Origin of the sequence: Clostridium kluyveri, from assembly GCF_001902295.1 — a bacterium.
Lineage (GTDB): Bacteria > Bacillota > Clostridia > Clostridiales > Clostridiaceae > Clostridium_B > Clostridium_B kluyveri_B.
On the sequence record NZ_CP018335.1, the window covers coordinates 148,726 to 167,124 of the forward strand.

The following is an 18,399-nucleotide window of genomic DNA, read 5'->3' on the forward strand; positions in this document are numbered from 1 at the left end:
ATAGGTTAGAAATATATCACTTTGGGGGTACACCATGAAAAAAAAGATTAATTTGAAAATATGGATGATTGTAAATATTATGCCAGCGTTGTTCTTACTTTTATTTTATTGGATAAATGTAAAAATAAAGCATAATCTGACATATGCTTTGACATACACACTTCTCCAATATATTATACTAGTATTTATGGGTGTAAGTTTGTATTTTGTAAAAAAGAATCGCGATATAGTGGACGAATACACAAAAAAAATTCTTGGAATGGTGGATACTATTTGTTTCAAACTGTCATATGTCATTTTTGGATTTTTGCTTTTATCATGTTTATTAATTGGTGCGAGTCCAATTTTTATAGGCTATGAAATAGCTGGAGCCTTATGTCTGCTTTCTGTAGTGCATAGCATAATTTTTTGTGTTCTCGATTCGAGGGGGATTCAATAATGTCAAAATTGACAACCAGGATTAGAGAGTACAGGGAAAGTAAAGGAATGAAGCAAAGTGAATTAGCTGAATTAGTTGGAGTAAGACGAGAAACAATAGTTCATCTGGAAAATGGAAGATACAATCCATCACTTAAACTGGGAATGGATATTGCGAAAATATTCCATACGACGGTTGAAGAATTATTTAAGTTTGAAGAGTAGTCTTTTTATTTTGCCTGAAATATAAAATATGGTAATATTAAAGTATTATTAATAGTAGTAAAACACGATATTGGTAACTAAATGAGAGGAGTATAAAGAATGTCAGGCGAATCTAATGGACACAGTAAAAGTTTCATTGTTCTAATAATATTAATTGCAGTGTATTTTATCCAAATGGGAGTAGTTAATTATAAAAAGCATCAGGTATACAATAATGTAAGAGCTTATTTGATAGACACAGAGGGACATAAAAGCCATAATATTAAAGAAATTAAAGTAACGCATACTTATTTAGGTATTATTTTAGGACCTTCTAGCTATCCTATAAGTGTAGTTTTTACTGATGAACCAAATGCCTTATATCAGTATGCTGGTTATGATAAGATATATCAAATAGGGGTAGCTGGGAAGCCGAATGAAGGTAAAGATTTCAAATATTTTGAAAGATAATAAGTCTAGATAATATAATGGAAACTTTAGCGTGATAGATATTTATTGCGATGCTAAGAACATTTATTTTTGGGCATAATCTATCTATATGATAACTCATAGAAAAGAAACAGTCTATATTTTTTAAAAATTTATCCATATAATTATTATTGTTGCAACAAATAAATAATTGGATTGGAGAAAGAATATGATAAAGAAGAAAATAGCAAATATCCCTTTTGGACCATTTATTACAATTTTAGCAGGGGCGATGGTTAATGGAAAACCAAACTATGCCACACTAGGTGCATATGGGGTTGTAAGTCAGAAACCTGTACTCTATATTTCATTGAAAAATTCCCACTATACGACTTCAGGCGTAGTGAAAAATGGATTCTTTAGTGTAAACATACCATCCTCTGAATCTATTGATAAGACTGATTTTTGTGGGTGTGTCTCTGGTAATAAAGAAGATAAATCGAATGTTTTTGATTCATTTTATGATGATACAGGAAATGCGCCAATGATAAAAGAATGTCCTGTAAATTACCTTTGTAAGGTAATACAGACAATTCCTATATTTGATTTTACGATGTTTATTGGAGAAATTGTTGCAGTATATGCGAATGAAGACTGCTTGGAAAACGGAAGACCAAATGCTCTAAAAGTTAAACCAACGGTAATGATGGGTTCAGGGTACTTTGATCTAAAGGATAGAGTTGGTTCAATATTTAAAACATATCGTACCATAAGTACTGATGATCCTAAATAATAGGTATTAATATAAGGATGATACAGAATTCTATTATTACACAATATCTTCCATAGTGAGACACAACACATTCAGAGTTTTGGAGAAATCTAAGACTCTTTTTACTTTGCTCCACTTTTTAAAGAAGGGTATCTATCTAATGGCAGAGGAAGCATTAATGGTGTCAAAGGAGAAAATGTAAAGATATATAGAATTGAATATGATGTGAAATATAAAAAGGGAGCAATTGTGGCCGAAGAAAGTGGAACGCACCAAAAATGGTGTACACTTATTAGAAAAGACAAAAAATCACCTTGGTTAATTGATGAAATCGGAGAAGGTTAATTTATCATATAATGTTTAATTTAAATTCAGAGCTTTAGAGAAATCCAAAGCTCTTTTTTAGGTGCGCCCAGCTGGACGACAGCTTGACGGTGAAAGTCCGTTGTGGGGCTTGGTAGTAGCAACCATTAGCCAAAGACAAGGGTGTCCATCGTGAGGTGGAATCTGAAGGAAGTCGGAGGCAAAGTCTCGGTCTGAGGAACACAAACCATGTAAATATTACAATGATAATATTGCTAAAGCTAAAGCCTTGGGACTAATAACCGGGGCTTATCATTTTGTCAGATTTACAACAAAAGAGAAGGCCATCCAGGAAGCAAACTTTTTCAAGTCTGTTGCTGCAGGTGCCAATCTTGATTTTGTAGTCCTGGATTTTGAGCAGCAGTGCAGTGGTGATATGACAGGAGCATGTCTGGCTTTTTTAGAAATAATAGCCACTATGGCATATGGCACCTGCACACTTATTTATTGTAATCCAAGTTATATAAAATCATAGTTAAACAGCAATATGGCAAAGTATACTCTATGGGTAGCCCATTATGGAGTAAGCAGTTCAAGTACTGTATTATGGCCTGATTATGCAATGTGGCAGTATACAGAAAAAAGGCAGATACCAGGAATAGGTGGATACCTTGATTTAAACTACATGGCAGAATCATTTTATAACAGTTTTGGTACAAGACAACCAGTAGAACCTAATCCACTTATAGAGCAAATTAAAGCACTTCAATATAACTTGAATATTGATTATAAGGGTTAGTTATAGATGGAATAGCAGGTCCAGCAACTATGGCAGCATTGAAATGGATTCAGGATATTATCATAAAAAGTCACAAGTCCCACGTAGTCCTATGGCTTCAGCAGAAACTAGAACAATATGAATATTTAAAGGAAAATTCCTACACTCAAATGTTGTATGACGAACCAACTTTTCAAGCTGTAACTAAACTCCAGAAGAATTGGGAAAGGCCGACTGATGGAGTGTTAAGATCGGAGACTTGGAATATATTTTTGATAATTATAGGCTTTTATTATGGACAAAGTACTGCTAGGAATACAAATAAATAATTATTTCACTGGGAAACCAGGGCTTTATTTTTTTATGTAAAATTGGAATATTGAGCGGGAATATACATATTATTGTAGAAGTACTTTTATATATAATAATTGAAAGGAGAAAGAAATAAATGAAAATCATAGGAATAATTCTTATTATTGTAGGAATTGCTGGAATAATAGTGGGTTGTGTTGTGCGCGGTAACATAGGAATAGCTGCTATAATAGGAGCTTTAGCAGGCTTAATATCAGGAATAGGATTTATTTTGGCAGACAAAAAGATTGAATTATTATCGAATAATAAGAGTTCTTAATTTATTCTATACTGGTAGAAAGAGATCAAATATATAATTACTCCTAAAAGAGATAAAAGCTCTGGTGTATACCAGGGCTTTTATTGAGGTAATACATAATGAGTAAAATATAAAAATATTCTTATGATATTAACCATTATATCCAATTCACTACATTTAAAACAAAAGAGGGCTTTATGTTCAAAACCTATTTACATATATTGTAAAATAGTATATCATATACTTATGAGGTCAACATTCCTGAGTTTATTATTATTTACAACCAATATATTCTCCAAGCCTACCAGAAAAATCTCTGGTAGGCTTTACTTTTATACCTAAATATGGACGAACTGTTACTATATTGTTACAATCAAATAAAATGTACATAAATGGGGAGGGAATTATAGTGGAAAATAAAAATTTAGTAAAATGTAAAGCTTGTGGTGCAGATATTGCAAAGAGTGCTAAAAAGTGTCTACATTGTGGAGAAGACCAGAGAAATTTTTTTATGCGACATAAGGTATTATCTATAATAATTATTTTAATAGTATTGGCTGGTATTGGTTCTGCATTGAATAATGGGGATGATAAAACCACTACTACAAATTTTACAAGATAGGATACTGCCAACACAAAAACTTCTACTTCAACTTTAAGCGGCAAAGATTTCTGAATGATCCCAGCTTTTTTTCTTGAACTGGTATTCTAAATAGCCATAGGTGCTGATGGTCGTCCGAATTGTTGGAATTATTGTCTACTCTTAATATCCAGTTTTCTATAAAATGTGCCTCCTTTCTGAAATGTAGGATCTATCATACAATTTCTCATTACTTGATAAAGGTCAGCAGTATCTTAAACCGTTCTCTTGCTGCCAAGGCATGTGGAACATTGGCCGGCATGACCACAGATTCTCCTTTTTTAACGGTGAGGGTTTTCTCACCGATAGTGATCTCTGCAGCGCCATCCAAGATCTGTAACAGAGCGTCCCCTGGAGCGCTGTGAGCATTAATCGCTTCCCCCTGCCCTTGGTCTATAGCAAGCAATATAATGTTGATGTTGGGCAATTGAGCAATTGGTAAGCTAACCAACTTTCCCCTTTGATACTCCACCAAACTTTCCAGGTTCACGTTCTCCTCATTGGGAATATTCATGATAAACTGGTTTTTCTCCAAATTAGCTCAGTCCTTTCTTGTGTTTTAAAATATTAAGCCCCGCATGCCAGTTTCTAAGTGGGGTCTCCTGCTGTTCGCTGAAGCGCGGCCGGGTATTCTACTACTTTTTTGTAAACGTCATCCCAAGTTTTACAGGGAATAATGTTCAGAGTACTTTTGGGGTAATCCGTTTGACCATACAGAAAAATGGTTCCCTTATAACTGCTTGGTAGATAGTTAAAAATATCAAGGGTATTGTCAATCGAACTGATGACATGAGGATAGAGATAAGCTAACGTATCTGCTTTCCATTTCATTCCTTCCTCAAGCTTTAAATTGTTAGGCCTGGTTATTACCGGTACATCGGGAAAGCCATGTTTCTTCAACCATCTCTTTGTAGAACCTCTGATTGACGTCTGTCTTAAAGTGAGGTAACCTACTACAGGGATAACATGATCTATTTTTTCAACCGCTTTATCAGAACCTTTAATGATCGGATACTCTTCCGTCATTTCTTCCGATTCCAGGGCTTGCAGCCCCCACTTTCGAATTTCTTCAACATTCCAAAAGGGAACATCATGAGCAATCATTCTTGCACATAGTTCTTCTACAGATAGATCTTCAGGATTTCCATAGCGCTTTGCAAGTTCGCCGGCCATGTAATAGACTGTCCATGAAAGTGTCTCATCAAGGTCTATTACTAATCCTTGCGTTCCACTATCCTCCAGTTGTTTCTTGAAAGCAATTGTGTCAGCGTTCATTTGTTACATCCTTTCTTCCGAGATTTTCGGACTCTAATAAATATCGTCTCAGCCCTTTACAGGATTTCCACATACCCTTTCGTTCCATTTACCCGAATTTTTTGTCCGTCTTTAATGAGCCTGGTAGCGTTTTCCACGCCTACAACCGCAGGCAGGCCGTATTCTCTGGCAACCACAGAACCATGGGTCATCATGCCGCCCACTTCCGCCACTAATCCGCTAATGGACACGAAAACCGGCGTCCAGCTTGGGTCTGTGAATCTTGTCACTAAAATGTCGCTTTTTGATAGTTCGGCGTCCTCTAGCCGGAGAATAACACGAGCGCGGCCTTCCACAACCCCCGACGACGCGGGTATTCCAATGAGCGCCCCTTTTGGTGCCTTTCCCGAGTCGTATTCGCCTGGGATTATCTCGCCTTCGGAAGTCATCAGCCTCGGTGGCGTCAGTTTTTCGTAAACTTCGAACTCATCTTCTTGCTTCAATATTTTGTTATAATCAAATTTCTTCGTCCGGGCGGCCTCCCGCAGTTCCTCAAAAGACAGATAATAAATATCCTCTCTCTTGCGGAAAACCCCGCATTGAACCAACTTTTCGGCCTCCCGCAGGAGGGCCTGTTTGACTATCCAATAGCGACAAACCATGACGTACTTGGGATACTCCCGATAGCCGATGAAGTTGCGTATGCGGCTGATCATTTTCTCCGCTTTTTTCGCTTTGCCCTTCGAAAGGCGGCTTAGAATTTCCCGCCGCTTTTCCTCGGCTTCTTTCAGTCCCCGTTCAAATATCTCTTTATGTGCGCCTGGTGTGAAGTTTTCGATATTGCTCAGAATCATCGGGGCGAGCGCGGACGGCTCCTCTATCCAGCGCGGCTTTGTGATGTCTATCTCACCGGAGCAGCGTACGCCGTATTTTGCTAAAAATTCCCGCATAGCTTTGCTTACGGCCTCGCCGCCCTCCAATTTGCCAAGATCATTAAAAAACACGTCCGCCCCCTCAGGTTTAACTGTTTTTAGGTATTCCGCTACCGCCGGGTACTGTCTCACCACATCTGAAACATCCAGCAGTTCAAGCCCCATCTCACCCGCTACATTGTTCGGCGCGGACTGTGTCAGTGTGTCCGCAGCACCTTTCTCGCCGAGCCATTTCTCCACGTTTTTGTTGACCCAGTTCACCGCGAGGGTCCCAGTCCAGACAGAACCCAAACCCTGAGGGTCGCCGATTGCCTTAATAAGCTGTTTTAATTCCATATCAACTGCGGCAAAAAGCTCATCGCCGGAAAGTGCGGCGAACTTTTTCTCAAGCTCCTTTATAGCTGCCTCATTTTTCCTCATCAAAGCGGGGACTACGCCCACGTCGCCCGACCGGTAGATTTTTATGAACTGCGTGACCAATGCCCACGAAAAATACCCCGACCCCATGCTAAGAAACCGCTTGCCGCGTGAAAGCGATTTTATGAACTCTTTCCGCTTCGTTAAGTTTTTTAGCGCGCTATCGATCAGCGGGTCGACTTTCCCCATTGCCGCGACCGCAAGCGTCCGCCCGAAAGTTGACGCCATATCGTGAGAGAGATCCATGAAAAGCCTGCCTCCCGCTTGGATCATCAACGTTTCGTCGCCCCCGCTGTACTGGAAGCAGGAAAGCCCCAGCGGCTTCATCGCGTCTGTCATCATCTGCTGGTGCCCAAACGACATATACACGTGGTTTTTTCCATCCCGCACGTCTGGTATGGGGTATAAGGTAGTGATGGGACGGCTCTGGACGATAAAGAATTTATTTTCATATAGGCACCATTCGATATCCTGCGGACGGCCAAAATAGGCTTCAATCCGTCTGCCTGTTTTCTCAAGCTCCAAAATCTGCTCGTCTGTCAGCGTCTGCCTGTTCTGACGGTCGGACTGTATTTTTTTCTCCTCCGTTCCACCTTCTTTTAAGGCATAGATCGCCAGCTCTTTTGTGGATATCTTCTTATCAATGATCCTGCCGTCACGCACCTTATAGTTGTCCGCGTTTACTAGGCCGGAGACCAGAGCTTCACCGAGCCCAAAGCTTGCATCGATGGAGAGTACCTTCCTGTTAGCATTGACAGGATCGGCTGTAAACATAATTCCTGCCTCCTCCGGGAAAACCATCTTCTGGATAACCACAGACAGATGGACCTTACGGTGATTGAAGCTGTTTTGGATGCGGTAGGTCACGGCACGGTCAGTAAACAGCGATGCCCAGCACCTGCTGATGTGTCTGAGGATTGCTTCCTTTCCTATGATGTTCAGATACGTATCCTGTTGTCCCGCAAAGGAGGCTGTCGGCAGATCCTCTGCCGTAGCGCTGGAACGTACGGCATAGGCATTTTTTTCACCAAGTTGGGCAAGATGACGGGTAATCTCATTATCGATGCCTTTCGGAAGAGTTATTCCTTCGATGACCTTGCGGATTTTTGCGCTGATTTCACCAATGCCTTCTCTGTTGTCTGCTTTTATAGGGGACAATTGATTCAGCAGTGAATTAAACTCCTCGCTATTCCTAATAATTTCTTTATATGCTTCGGTAGTAACACAAAAGCCCTCCGGCACTTGTATCCCCTCAATCCTGGATAGTTCCCCCAGGTTGGCGCCTTTGCCCCCGACCATCGCAAGCTTGGTTTTATCGATTTCACAAAAACCAAGTACATATGAGTTCATACATATTCTCCTTTCTTTTTGCGTTTTTATTTCTCATTAATGAGAAGTATTTTTGAGTAAATCAGACTATACGTTATAAATATTTTTCTTTATAAAAATTTTTTTTAAATAGGTTTATACATTCATCAATTTCTTCGCATAGAGCATCAAGATCAATCCTTGCTTTAGTTGGCATTTTACTTAAATACCCATCGACAAGCTTATTGAGTATTTTCATAACAAGCTTTGGATCAATGTCATCTTTAAATTTTGAAATGTCAGTGCCTTCAAAAGCAATTTTGCTTCTCAAACTTTCACTTTCACTATTTGCAAGAATAGCTTTTATGTTCGCTTTAACTTCATCATCATTTTCAAAATACACACTGTCTAAGAAAGAAAGGATGGCAGGATGTTTTTTCATAACTGAAATTTCAATGCTAGCTGCAAGCTTAATTCTGTCAAAAAAATCAGTAACGGCATTATCAAACTTTTCATAGAGTTCATTCAGGATAATACGAGTGCATAAATCAATTAGGTATAAATACAAAGCCTTTTTTGTGCTAAAGTAATGAAATACCAATGCTTTTGAAATCCCTGCTACAGCAGCGATATCGCTTATAGATGCTTTTTTGTAACCGTTAGTTCCAAAGCATGTAAGAGCGGCATCAATAATTATATTTTGCTTTTCTATGGGTAAACTTAAAAATTTCTCCAAAAGACTCACCTCGTAAATGTTATTAACCGAAACGGTTAATAACATAATAACACAATTAACCGTTTCGGTCAATAATATTAAAAACTTTAACACCTACTATAAGTAGTGTTTTATATGATGGTTGTTTTAAATTAATTGCAAAAAGGACATAATATCCATTTGCTTTCTTCCATATGATACCTCCGCTATCATTTTCACAACTCATACTTTCTAAAAACAAAGAGGCCTAATATGGTGGCCATCAGCATAGTAGCAACTGAATTGATTACAATTAAAATTCTGGATTAATCCCGTAAGGATACGGATAAGGGTTGTTTTTCCAGAACTGTTTTTCCCAACCAGCCCATAAATATCACTATATTCTACATATATAGAAACATCTTCTAAAATAGTACTTGCCTCATACCGCATTTTGATGTTTTTTGTTGTTAAAATGTGATTATTCAATTTACAATCCTTCAATCAATAGGGTTTTGGTAAAGCTCGTATATCCATAAACAAATACAAAACGAGAGCAATGGCGGCAATCACTAAAAGTGTAATTAAGACACCTTCTAGTAAAGATCTTATCATTCCTTTTTTCCATCTCCTTGACAGTTTTCTTACTGCTTCGGCTTCTTTCAAGTTTTGATCTTTGTGATTTATAAAAAGATCCCCTTTCATTGTTTGCAGTTCGGTCTTGCAGTTATCGCATTCAGCAAGGTGTTCCTCAATCAGCGCCTTGCTATCATTACTGCATACCCCGTCGAGGTACAACGGGAGCAGGTCTTTTATGATCTCGCAAGATATTTTCATTTTATTACCTCCTGTAATTGCTTTTTGGCCCTATAAAAAATCAGTCTTGCCCAACTGTCAGTTTTTCCGAATAGTTCCCCGATTTGTGAAAATGGCAGTTCTCCAAACACCCGTAAAGTAAAAACCTCTTTGTATGGTTCAGTTAGATTATGCAACTCAATGTGCAGCTGTTTCGACGTATCCTTGTCAAGATAATCCGTTTCTAAGTTGAAAGATATATCCGGTATGCCTGTATCCAGGTCTGATACAATACGCTTTTTCTTTTTATAAAGTGTAAAATAGGTGTTCTTTGCTATTTGACAAAGCCAAACATACAGCTTACAAGAACCATTAAATTTATCTATGTGCTGCATTGCCTTAAAAAAGGTTTCTTGCGTTATTTCTTCTGCAACAGCCTCATCCATATAAAGGGATAGTACATATTTATAAACGTCGGAAAAGTATTCCGAATATATCTCACCGAAATCCGCCACTTTCTCACCTCCTTACTTATAAGACTTGCATTGTATAAAAGTGTTTCAAACTTTTTTATTTTCTTTCCGGCGTCCGTCTGCGGGCTTTTCAGCGTCTTTCGGTATCAGCCACATTTGACTGAATCTTATCACACCAGATATGCAGTTTTCCTCACAAAGTTTTTGTACGCACCGTTCTGAAATACCCAACTTCTTCGCTGCTTCCGGGGCAGAAATATAATCCATATTTACCTGTCCTTTCTTTTCTGTTCTACTTTATATTATATACGACAAGCCGAATAGTAACGAGAAAAATATGACTTATTTAAGTCGTATGTATGATTAAGGAAACGGACAAATCCACGCAGAGCAGATAGCTTGAAAGCTCGCTTGACGATATGAGCGATGCTGACCTTTGGACAGTGAAAAGGGCATGTTAACCAAGGGTTAAATTATTTTTTAACAGACATAGTAGTGTTAAGTTACGTGACTGGCAAAAATTAAAAATGACAGGCTTATCTTTCGAAGATACTCCTGTCGTTTTTGTTCTTGTATTTAAATGATTTTTCTATACACTCCAGCCTAGACTTTCCTGCTGAATATTGTATAGTCTTTCATATAGGCCTTTATTTTTGATCAATGTATCATGGGTACCTTCCTCCACTAGTTTACCTTCATTTAAAACAATGATTTTATCCGCCCCTGCAACTGTTCTCAGTCTGTGTGCGATTACAATAACCGTTTTTCCCGAAATCAATTTAGAGATGGCCTGCTGAATCCATACCTCATTTTCAGGATCTAAAGAAGCTGTAGCTTCATCCAGCAGTACGATAGGTGCATTCTTTAAAAGTGCACGGGCAATTGAAATTCGCTGTCGCTCACCGCCTGAAAGGGTACTGCCGTTTTCACCGAGCGTTGTTTGATAACCGTCAGGTAATTCATTTACAAACTCGTCGCAGCAAGCTGCTTTTGCAGCCTCCATCACTTGATGTTCTGTTGCCTCTAGATTTCCGATGCGGATATTATTGTATACCGTATCGTTAAAGAGAATAACATCCTGAAATACAAAGGACATATAGCTCATAAGATATTCCGGATCCAGTGTTTTAACATCCACGCCTCCAATTTTAATCCTTCCCTTGTTTACATCCCAAAACCGTGCAATTAGTCTTGAAATTGTGCTTTTTCCGCATCCTGAAGGACCTACCAGAGCTGTAATAGCATCTGAGGGGATGGATACTGTAAGATTTTTGATTACCACATCTTCCTGAGGATTCTTATTATTATAGCTGAAGGACACATTTTCAAAATCAATATTCCAGTTTGTAATCTGTGTTTGAGTATATCCTTCCATAACCGGTGTATTTATTAAAGTACGCATTCGCTTTGTAGCAATGCGATGATAAAATAGCTCTGGTAATAAAGTAAGTTCAACAACAACTGGTCCATAGATTCTTACAACGATGAGCAAAAACATTAATAATGGGATGAGCTCAATTTTACCCCCTGTCAGTAGATAAACGCCGACAAAGACTGTAAGTCCCACACCAGCCTGTATAATCATCTGAGCCTCTGTAACAAAAATCCCGGTGCCAAATTCCATTTTAATAGCCATTTTTTTCATCAAACGTAAAGCGCTATCTAATGATGAGAACTTGGAACCGTCCAAACCGCATGCCTTGATAACCTTGATACCCTCCAAATATTCCTGCACCTGTCCGGATGCCTTTAGCTTTGCATCCACATGTTTTTCTCCCAATTTATTCTGAATCTTTTTACTGCCTAAAATGACAAGAAGCGCAATGGGTACAGTGCAGAATATAGAAAGTGCAAGCCTCCAGTCAAATATGGCAAGCATGGCACAAATAATGGTGATAGAAATAGCATTGGCGTACAATTGCGGAATTATATGACTCAATACATGTTCAGTAGTAGAACAGTCTCCCATGATATTCGTGGTAAGTTCTGATAAATCCTTGGAATTAAAAAAGCTCATGGGAAGTTTTCGTATATGCTCAGAGACGCTGATTCGCGTATTCTCAGCCTCCATATAAGAGGTTACATAGGTTTTTTTATAATCATTTTTGCTGGCGATAAACACCAAAATTGCCGATATGATACCGGCTCCAAACAGTATCCACATTATTGTCCATGAAATTTTCTGACCCATGAGCGGCTTTAATAGTTCGGTAAAAATTCCAATGGTCACGCCAAAGGGCAGCATTAGTGAAAGATTGGTAATAGTACATGCTATTATGGCCTTCTTTAAATCGGAATAGCCTTTATCTGTAAGCATCAACATCTCCTTGAGATTAAGCATTTGTTTCGCCCCTCTTTCTGTTCATCTTCCAATCCAACATTTTGACATACATATTCCACATGGCGAAATATTTTCCTTCTTTTGCAAGTAGTTCATCATGGGTGCCCTGCTCGATAAGATGGCCCTTGTCAATTACCACTATTTTATTAGCACTCCGTATGGTAGACAAACGGTGTGCAATCATAACCACTGTTTTGCCATGCATTAGCTTTTTAAAAGCCCTTTGGATAAGATGTTCATTCTCGGGATCCGAAAATGCAGTTGCTTCATCTAGTATAATAATTGGTGCATTTTTTACAATGGCCCTTGCAATGGCAATACGCTGCTGCTCCCCTCCTGATAGATGAATTCCTTTTGTGCCAATCACAGTATCATATTTATTATGCAGCTTTTCAATAAATTCATGGCATTGGGCGGCTTTGGCCGCAGCAATTATTTGTTCATTTGTTGCATTTTGATTTCCTATACGGATATTATCCATAATACTCTGTTTAAAGAGAAATACATCCTGGAATACAAAGCTAACTTTTTCCATCAAATAATTTGTATTCATATGACGAATATCCACCCCGCCAATTCGGATGCTTCCTTCCGTTACATCAAAAAAACGTGGAATCAGATGGGCAATGGTACTTTTTCCTCCCCCGGAAGGTCCCACAATAGCTGTAATTTGATTTTCCTCCGCGCTGAATGAAATGCGGGACAGGGCGTCAACTTCTTGTTCTGCATAAGAAAAAGACACATTTTCAAAAATAATTTCATGCTTTTCAGTTGTTCTTGGATTTTTGGGCTGAGACAGTGATTCAGTGTGCAGAATTTCATCCATTCGTTCCACTCCACCGATGATTTGGATGCCGCTGGTAGAAACATACATAATTTTCGTCATAATGGTTGCGATGGAGGGTACAAAGATCAAATAAAAAATAAATTTGCTGGCAAATGAAACATAATCTGTTGTATTGAGTCCAATTAGAATACCTACTGGTATTAAAAATAAATAAATATTATTTACAATTGTGATAAAGGCCGACATATAATTTTCCCAGCTTAATGTATAGGGAATCACCATATTAGTATATTCCTTTATTGCTTTATGCATCCTGCGAAAGGAATATACGGTTTGTTTGAAGGCTTTGACTACGGTAATGCCTCTTATATATTCTACAGATGCATTGTTCATATCTTCTAGTGAGGTTTGATATTTTTTCATCATGGTCTTTGCTCCATCATTTCCGTAGGCAATCATCTGAATAACAAAGGCAATGACAATGCCTACGATTGCTGCGAGACCAAAGCGCCAGTCCACAACAAGTAAAATGACGAACATGACAAATGGTGCAACAAAGGATGCTACCATATCAGGAAGTTGATGGGCCATAAATCCTTCGATCTTTTCAATGTTCTCATCCATAATCTTGCGTAGTTTACCACTGCCCACTAAAACGTGAAAGCCCAGTGGTACTTTAGCGAGATGTGATGCAAAATTTACCTTCAATTCGTACAGTGTACCAAAGGCTGCAAGATGTGAACACATCAGAGCTAAAAAGTACAATAGGATATTCAGAATAATACCTCCAAAAGCAATCCAGCCGAATCCAATTGTCCTTTCTACGTCAAGGGCTGAAAATTCGGGATATATTCCCATGATCTCTAAAACGATATAGTAAATAGCAATATACGGAATAAAAGAAGCAATGGAGGCCAGTGCGGATAAAATCACTGAAGTAATCATAAGCGGTTTTTTTGTGGCTGCAAGTTCCATTAGCCTTGCCATTCCAGTTTTCGGTTTTTTGGCTATTGCAGTTTTTTGTTTCATGGGTAACCTCTCTTTTCTAAAAAATATAGTTTCATTTCTAAACTCTGAAAGCGTATAACGTTTGAAAGCTTTAAGTAGTATCACTGAGTTAGTCTTAACTAACTTAATAATACTCCCTTTTCTCTATTTTTTCAATCCCTTCAAATAAATTTGATAGAGCTGTTAAAGGAGTATTCCTATGCACACCTGATCAAGATGACGTATAGACATATATATAGTTATAACAAGTTAATCTTCTAAAATTTTCAATAAGTTCTCTTTTATAAAATGCTATATGGTTTTAATTTACATTGTATTTTGACTCTGATAGTATACTGTATCAATCTCACATGGTTATATATTCATATAATTAAATATTATGGGCATAAAAAAGTATAGACTGCTTTTATTTTTATGTCACTCAATTTTTCATTCCGAGCTTATTTGCAATCCTAACATTTGTAGTTGATATACATATGGCTGAATTGTAAATCGAATTGTAACCCTTCGATTACATTTGGGTTGTAAATTCTTTGATTAAATATATATGCTAAGGAGATTGCATCCTGGTTTTCCTTATAATGCTTGAAAAAAATCTTGGTGATGAACTTTTTCAAAAACTATTTCCTGTTATTCCTGCAGATAATGGCAGTGAGTTTTCCAACCCAAAAGCAATTGAGTACTGTTCTGCGCCAAGATTTGGTCTAAGAACTCATGTGTTTTACTGTAATGCTGGGAGTCTGTTTCAGAAAGGAGCTATCGAGGTCAATCATGAGCTGATATGTAGGACTCTTCTAAAAGGAACTAGTTTTAACAACCTGATGCAGAAAGATATTAGCTTGATGATGAACCATATTAACTCATACAAAAGAAAAAAGCTAAATAATCGTAGTCCCTACGAAACATTCAGCTTTTATCATGGAGAAGAAGTTTTACATAAGCTTGGATGTGCACCAGTTGCCCCCAGTGATATCATGTTAAAACCTGCTCTTCTCAAAAAATAATAAATTTGCGTGCCGCCAACCATCTATTTGTCTAAGGAATAAAGGGGTGGATTCTCCGATTACAAAAAAATCGAGAGGGAGTTGACTCCTCTTTGGCATGCCTGTGATTATTATAATACTCCAATAAAAGTTGAAGATCAAACTGCATTTGGTTTACAAAAGTGGCTTCTCGTTTACAAAAACTGCGATTCGAGTACAAAAGTGGCATTTCGTTTACAAATATTCAGTTGTCGTTTACATATATTGCTTCTCACTTTACAAAGTGGCTTCTCACCTTACAAGTAAGTTTTGTACTCTGTATTTAATATCTTAGTCGTATAATATTTAATGTTATACATTAAATATTAGTTGAAAAACATAAAATTATATGTTAATCTAGATTTAGAAAATATAAAGGAGGTTTTTTATAAAAATGCGAGCGAAACATGAAATCGAGACTACCAGCGTAGCTCTACAAATTATTTTAGCAATCACGTCAATACTTACGATTATTGCAGAAATATTTTCAATCAGAGAATTAATAAATGCTGTTGAAGGTAACGCAATTTTAACGACTCAAATTAAGCAAGTCATTTATTATGTATTTTTCATAGCAATTCAGCTTGTTGCATTTCTGATTTTTCATGCCATTTCTAAAAACAAAACACCATTTTTGCCAGAAGTATCTAGAAATATAAAAATCATTGGTGGACTTATCATGTTTTCCAACGCTATAGCACAGTGGACAGCAAGTATCATTTCGTCAATTATGAGCAACCATATAAAAATTACAATTATTGATGAATCTGTCCTGTTAGGATTGTTACTGGGATTAATCTTTGCCTGTTTAGGAGCAATTTTTGATTATGGCTGCGTTCTTCAAAAACAAGATGATGAAACTCTTTAGAGAGGGAGGAGAAAATGGCAATTATATTAAGGTTGGATAGGGTAATGGCTGATCGTAAAATATCAGTTAACGAATTGGCGGATAAGATTGGTATTGCAAACGTCAATCTATCGAAGATAAAAACTGGCAAAATTAGCGCAATACGTTTTTCTACGCTTAATGCAATCTGTGATATATTGGATTGTCAACCTGGAGATATCCTTGAATTTCAGAAAGATGGAAAAAAAACATAGTATATCTTTTCGTTTTTTCCTTTTTGAAGAAGAATAGTATCTATTGCTTCTTTTATACCGTATATTGCTACCTATAAGGTGAATTTTGCATTCCATATTGCCAAGGTACCACTAGGTTTTCACATTTTAGTGAGCAGCGGCAAATTGTATGAGATTAAAGAATATACCAATATGGTGATTCCCTATACATTAAGCTGGGAAAACTATATGTCTGCCTTCACTACTATTGTAAATAATATTTATCTATTTCTAATACCAGTGGGTATTCTAAAGGGAATTAAAAACACAGGTACAAGTTGACTCTTTTCATTCTCGCAGTAATTTGATATAATATAAATAAGTTAGATTATTCTAACTTATTTATATTGAGATAATTGATATATTAAATAATACTTTGTTGCAAGAAAGGGGTTCAATATGAAAAATAAACCAATACTACAGGTGCAGACAGTACAAAACACAATGCTTATCCCGCTTTGGGGACGTGCTGTAGCTAGTGAGAAGAATCCTGAAATACTGTATGATAAGCAAGCCATTGACATTATCAAAAACTATGATTATGATTTTAAAAATGTTGCAAAAACCTTTGGGGAATTTGGTGGTATTTGTTATATAGTACGTGCACGTAAAATTGAGGATGCTATTCGGGAATTTATACGAAAGTATCCTCGAGGGACAGTAGTAAATATTGGAGCAGGTCTGGATACCTCCTTTTCCAGAGTTGATAATGGAAGTATACTATGGTATAATCTGGATTTACCTGATTCTATTGCTTTTCGCAGGAGTTTTATTCCAGATTCTGAGCGTAATATTAGTATTGCAAAATCTTTGTTTGATACTACATGGTTTGATGATGTAAAATTCACCTTTGAAGATGGCATATTTTTTGTTTCGGGAGGGGTTTTCTATTTTTTTAAAGAACAACAACTTCGTGAAATATTCAGGATAATGGCAAGGCGTTTTCCAGGAGGAGAATTGTATTTTGATGCTGAGTCCAGAACGGCAGTCAAAAGATCAAATAATATGATTAAAAAAACAGGGAATAAAGGAGCCATAATGTATTTTTATGTTAATGATGCGAAGAAATTTCAAAGTTGGTCATCAGCTATCAAATTGGTTTCCTGTGAAGGTTATTTTAAAAATATTCCATTTAATAAACAATGGAGTCTTAGACTTCGTTTGATGATGAGGATGTCGGATTGGACGCATATGATGAAATTTGTTTATCTACGTTTTTTAAAATAAGTGTAGTTAGAATTTCTGAATAACTTGATATAAGGAGGAAAAAAAATGATTTCGTTAAACGGTGTGCAGGAAACTCTGTTAATACCCCTTGCCATTAAGGCGAGTGAAACCAAACGATCCAATGCAAGGATACATGATTTAAAAGCTGTGGAAATCATAGAAAAGTTGAATTTGGACACTTCCAAATATGATAAATTTATGAGCCACGAAGGTGTTGTGGCAAGAACCATTCTTTTTGATGATGCCGCTAAGTACTATTTGGAAAAATACCCTAAATCCGTTTGCATTTCTATTGGATGTGGTTTTGATTCAAGATTCTCAAGAGTCGATAATGGAATATTAATTTGGTATGATTTAGACTTTCCTGAAGTAATTTATGCTAGAAAACAATTTTTCCCAGAGCATAAAAGAGTGCATTTAATAGAAAAATCTGCATTAGATGCCTCATGGCCTGATGAAATAAAAAAAGGTTATAAAACTATTATCATTATAGAAGGAATGCTAATGTATTTAAAAGAAGAAGAGGTAAAGCAACTTTTACGAATTATAAAAAACAATTTTAATGACGTCATATTACTGGCAGAACTTATGCCAGCTATTTCATCAAAAAGCAGCAAATTTCATGATACAGTCAAAAATACAGATGCAACATTTAAATGGGGTGTTAAATCGGGAAAAGAAGTCGAAAAACTCTGTGATGGTCTGAAACTTGTTTATGAAGAGAGTTTTAATTGTGAAATGAAAAAACACTCCTTCAGAGGCAAACTGTTTGCTTTCATTCCCATCATTCGAAATTTTAATGATCGTCTTGCTGTTTTTACATTGAATAAATTTTAAATGGTATTTTAGTAACTATTAGTGTACATTTA

22 protein-coding genes and 3 pseudogenes are annotated in these 18,399 nt (G+C 36.9%); 15 read left to right on the plus strand and 10 right to left on the minus strand.

The annotated features are described in order from the left end of the window. Positions 1-34: 34 nt before the first annotated feature. The 9 genes and pseudogenes from BS101_RS00895 (at position 35) to BS101_RS00940 (ending at position 4,135) form a co-directional block, all read left to right on the plus strand. Positions 35-439, plus strand: a complete 405-nt coding sequence (locus BS101_RS00895) for a hypothetical protein (RefSeq protein ID WP_073537134.1) — start codon at positions 35-37, stop codon at positions 437-439. Next, entirely contained in the window at positions 439-642 is a 204-nt protein-coding gene (locus tag BS101_RS00900; protein ID WP_073537135.1) for a helix-turn-helix transcriptional regulator, read from the plus strand. Before BS101_RS00895 ends, BS101_RS00900 begins: the two co-directional genes overlap by 1 nt. Positions 643-741: 99 nt before the next feature. Beyond that, positions 742-1,092 (plus strand): DUF3139 domain-containing protein, encoded by a 351-nt coding sequence (locus tag BS101_RS00905; protein WP_073537136.1) that lies wholly within the window; start codon positions 742-744, stop codon positions 1,090-1,092. A 187-nt stretch (positions 1,093-1,279) separates the two neighbouring features. Then, entirely contained in the window at positions 1,280-1,843 is a 564-nt protein-coding gene (locus BS101_RS00910) for a flavin reductase family protein (protein ID WP_073537137.1), read from the plus strand. 126 nt (positions 1,844-1,969) lie between these two features. After that, a pseudogene (locus BS101_RS00915) lies at positions 1,970-2,167 on the plus strand (DUF4829 domain-containing protein); the annotation flags it as partial. 247 nt (positions 2,168-2,414) lie between these two features. Then, positions 2,415-2,924 (plus strand): annotated as a pseudogene (locus tag BS101_RS23630) (glycoside hydrolase family 25 protein). Positions 2,925-2,953: 29 nt separating this feature from the next. Continuing rightward, positions 2,954-3,232, plus strand: a complete 279-nt coding sequence (locus BS101_RS23635) for a peptidoglycan-binding protein (protein ID WP_083585619.1) — start codon at positions 2,954-2,956, stop codon at positions 3,230-3,232. Between the two features lie 119 nt (positions 3,233-3,351). Beyond that, positions 3,352-3,534: a hypothetical protein gene (locus BS101_RS00935; RefSeq protein ID WP_073537139.1), complete on the plus strand. Its 183-nt coding sequence runs from the start codon at positions 3,352-3,354 to the stop codon at positions 3,532-3,534. Between the two features lie 388 nt (positions 3,535-3,922). Then, positions 3,923-4,135 (plus strand): hypothetical protein, encoded by a 213-nt coding sequence (locus BS101_RS00940; RefSeq protein ID WP_073537140.1) that lies wholly within the window; start codon positions 3,923-3,925, stop codon positions 4,133-4,135. A 208-nt stretch (positions 4,136-4,343) separates the two neighbouring features. On the opposite strand, the gene BS101_RS00945 is transcribed toward BS101_RS00940, so the two are convergent. The 10 genes from BS101_RS00945 to BS101_RS00990 form a co-directional block, all read right to left on the minus strand. After that, positions 4,344-4,688: a cupin domain-containing protein gene (locus tag BS101_RS00945; RefSeq protein WP_083585620.1), complete on the minus strand. Its 345-nt coding sequence runs from the start codon at positions 4,686-4,688 to the stop codon at positions 4,344-4,346. A gap of 53 nt (positions 4,689-4,741) precedes the next feature. Continuing rightward, positions 4,742-5,428 (minus strand): hypothetical protein, encoded by a 687-nt coding sequence (locus BS101_RS00950; protein WP_242951365.1) that lies wholly within the window; start codon positions 5,426-5,428, stop codon positions 4,742-4,744. A 56-nt stretch (positions 5,429-5,484) separates the two neighbouring features. Next, positions 5,485-8,106: a phosphoenolpyruvate synthase gene (gene ppsA / locus BS101_RS00955; RefSeq protein ID WP_073537142.1), complete on the minus strand. Its 2,622-nt coding sequence runs from the start codon at positions 8,104-8,106 to the stop codon at positions 5,485-5,487. 73 nt (positions 8,107-8,179) lie between these two features. Then, positions 8,180-8,800, minus strand: a complete 621-nt coding sequence (locus tag BS101_RS00960; RefSeq protein WP_073537143.1) for a TetR/AcrR family transcriptional regulator — start codon at positions 8,798-8,800, stop codon at positions 8,180-8,182. Between the two features lie 210 nt (positions 8,801-9,010). After that, entirely contained in the window at positions 9,011-9,211 is a 201-nt protein-coding gene (locus BS101_RS24145) for an ATP-binding cassette domain-containing protein (protein ID WP_265875008.1), read from the minus strand. A gap of 51 nt (positions 9,212-9,262) precedes the next feature. Beyond that, entirely contained in the window at positions 9,263-9,595 is a 333-nt protein-coding gene (locus BS101_RS00970; RefSeq protein WP_011988672.1) for a zf-HC2 domain-containing protein, read from the minus strand. Then, positions 9,592-10,068, minus strand: a complete 477-nt coding sequence (locus BS101_RS00975) for an RNA polymerase sigma factor (protein ID WP_011988673.1) — start codon at positions 10,066-10,068, stop codon at positions 9,592-9,594. The genes BS101_RS00970 and BS101_RS00975 overlap by 4 nt, the downstream gene beginning before the upstream one ends. 45 nt (positions 10,069-10,113) lie before the next feature. Next, positions 10,114-10,293 (minus strand): helix-turn-helix domain-containing protein, encoded by a 180-nt coding sequence (locus tag BS101_RS23640; RefSeq protein ID WP_073537145.1) that lies wholly within the window; start codon positions 10,291-10,293, stop codon positions 10,114-10,116. A 322-nt stretch (positions 10,294-10,615) separates the two neighbouring features. Continuing rightward, complete coding sequence (locus BS101_RS00985) at positions 10,616-12,367, minus strand: ABC transporter ATP-binding protein (RefSeq protein ID WP_073537146.1); 1,752 nt, start codon at positions 12,365-12,367, stop codon at positions 10,616-10,618. Further along, positions 12,360-14,183 (minus strand): ABC transporter ATP-binding protein, encoded by a 1,824-nt coding sequence (locus BS101_RS00990; protein WP_073537147.1) that lies wholly within the window; start codon positions 14,181-14,183, stop codon positions 12,360-12,362. The genes BS101_RS00985 and BS101_RS00990 overlap by 8 nt, the downstream gene beginning before the upstream one ends. 563 nt (positions 14,184-14,746) lie before the next feature. Between BS101_RS00990 and BS101_RS00995 the strand changes: the two are divergent. The 6 genes and pseudogenes from BS101_RS00995 to BS101_RS01015 form a co-directional block, all read left to right on the plus strand. Then, positions 14,747-15,166 (plus strand): annotated as a pseudogene (locus tag BS101_RS00995) (IS30 family transposase); the annotation flags it as partial. A 412-nt stretch (positions 15,167-15,578) separates the two neighbouring features. After that, positions 15,579-16,052: a hypothetical protein gene (locus tag BS101_RS01000; protein WP_073537149.1), complete on the plus strand. Its 474-nt coding sequence runs from the start codon at positions 15,579-15,581 to the stop codon at positions 16,050-16,052. A 14-nt stretch (positions 16,053-16,066) separates the two neighbouring features. Further along, positions 16,067-16,285, plus strand: a complete 219-nt coding sequence (locus tag BS101_RS01005; RefSeq protein WP_073537150.1) for a helix-turn-helix domain-containing protein — start codon at positions 16,067-16,069, stop codon at positions 16,283-16,285. Positions 16,286-16,363: 78 nt separating this feature from the next. Next, positions 16,364-16,585, plus strand: a complete 222-nt coding sequence (locus tag BS101_RS23160; RefSeq protein WP_083585621.1) for a hypothetical protein — start codon at positions 16,364-16,366, stop codon at positions 16,583-16,585. A gap of 117 nt (positions 16,586-16,702) precedes the next feature. Next, positions 16,703-17,530 (plus strand): class I SAM-dependent methyltransferase, encoded by an 828-nt coding sequence (locus BS101_RS01010; protein ID WP_073537151.1) that lies wholly within the window; start codon positions 16,703-16,705, stop codon positions 17,528-17,530. 45 nt (positions 17,531-17,575) lie between these two features. Beyond that, positions 17,576-18,367, plus strand: a complete 792-nt coding sequence (locus BS101_RS01015) for a class I SAM-dependent methyltransferase (RefSeq protein WP_073537152.1) — start codon at positions 17,576-17,578, stop codon at positions 18,365-18,367. The last annotated feature ends 32 nt before the right edge of the window (positions 18,368-18,399 follow it).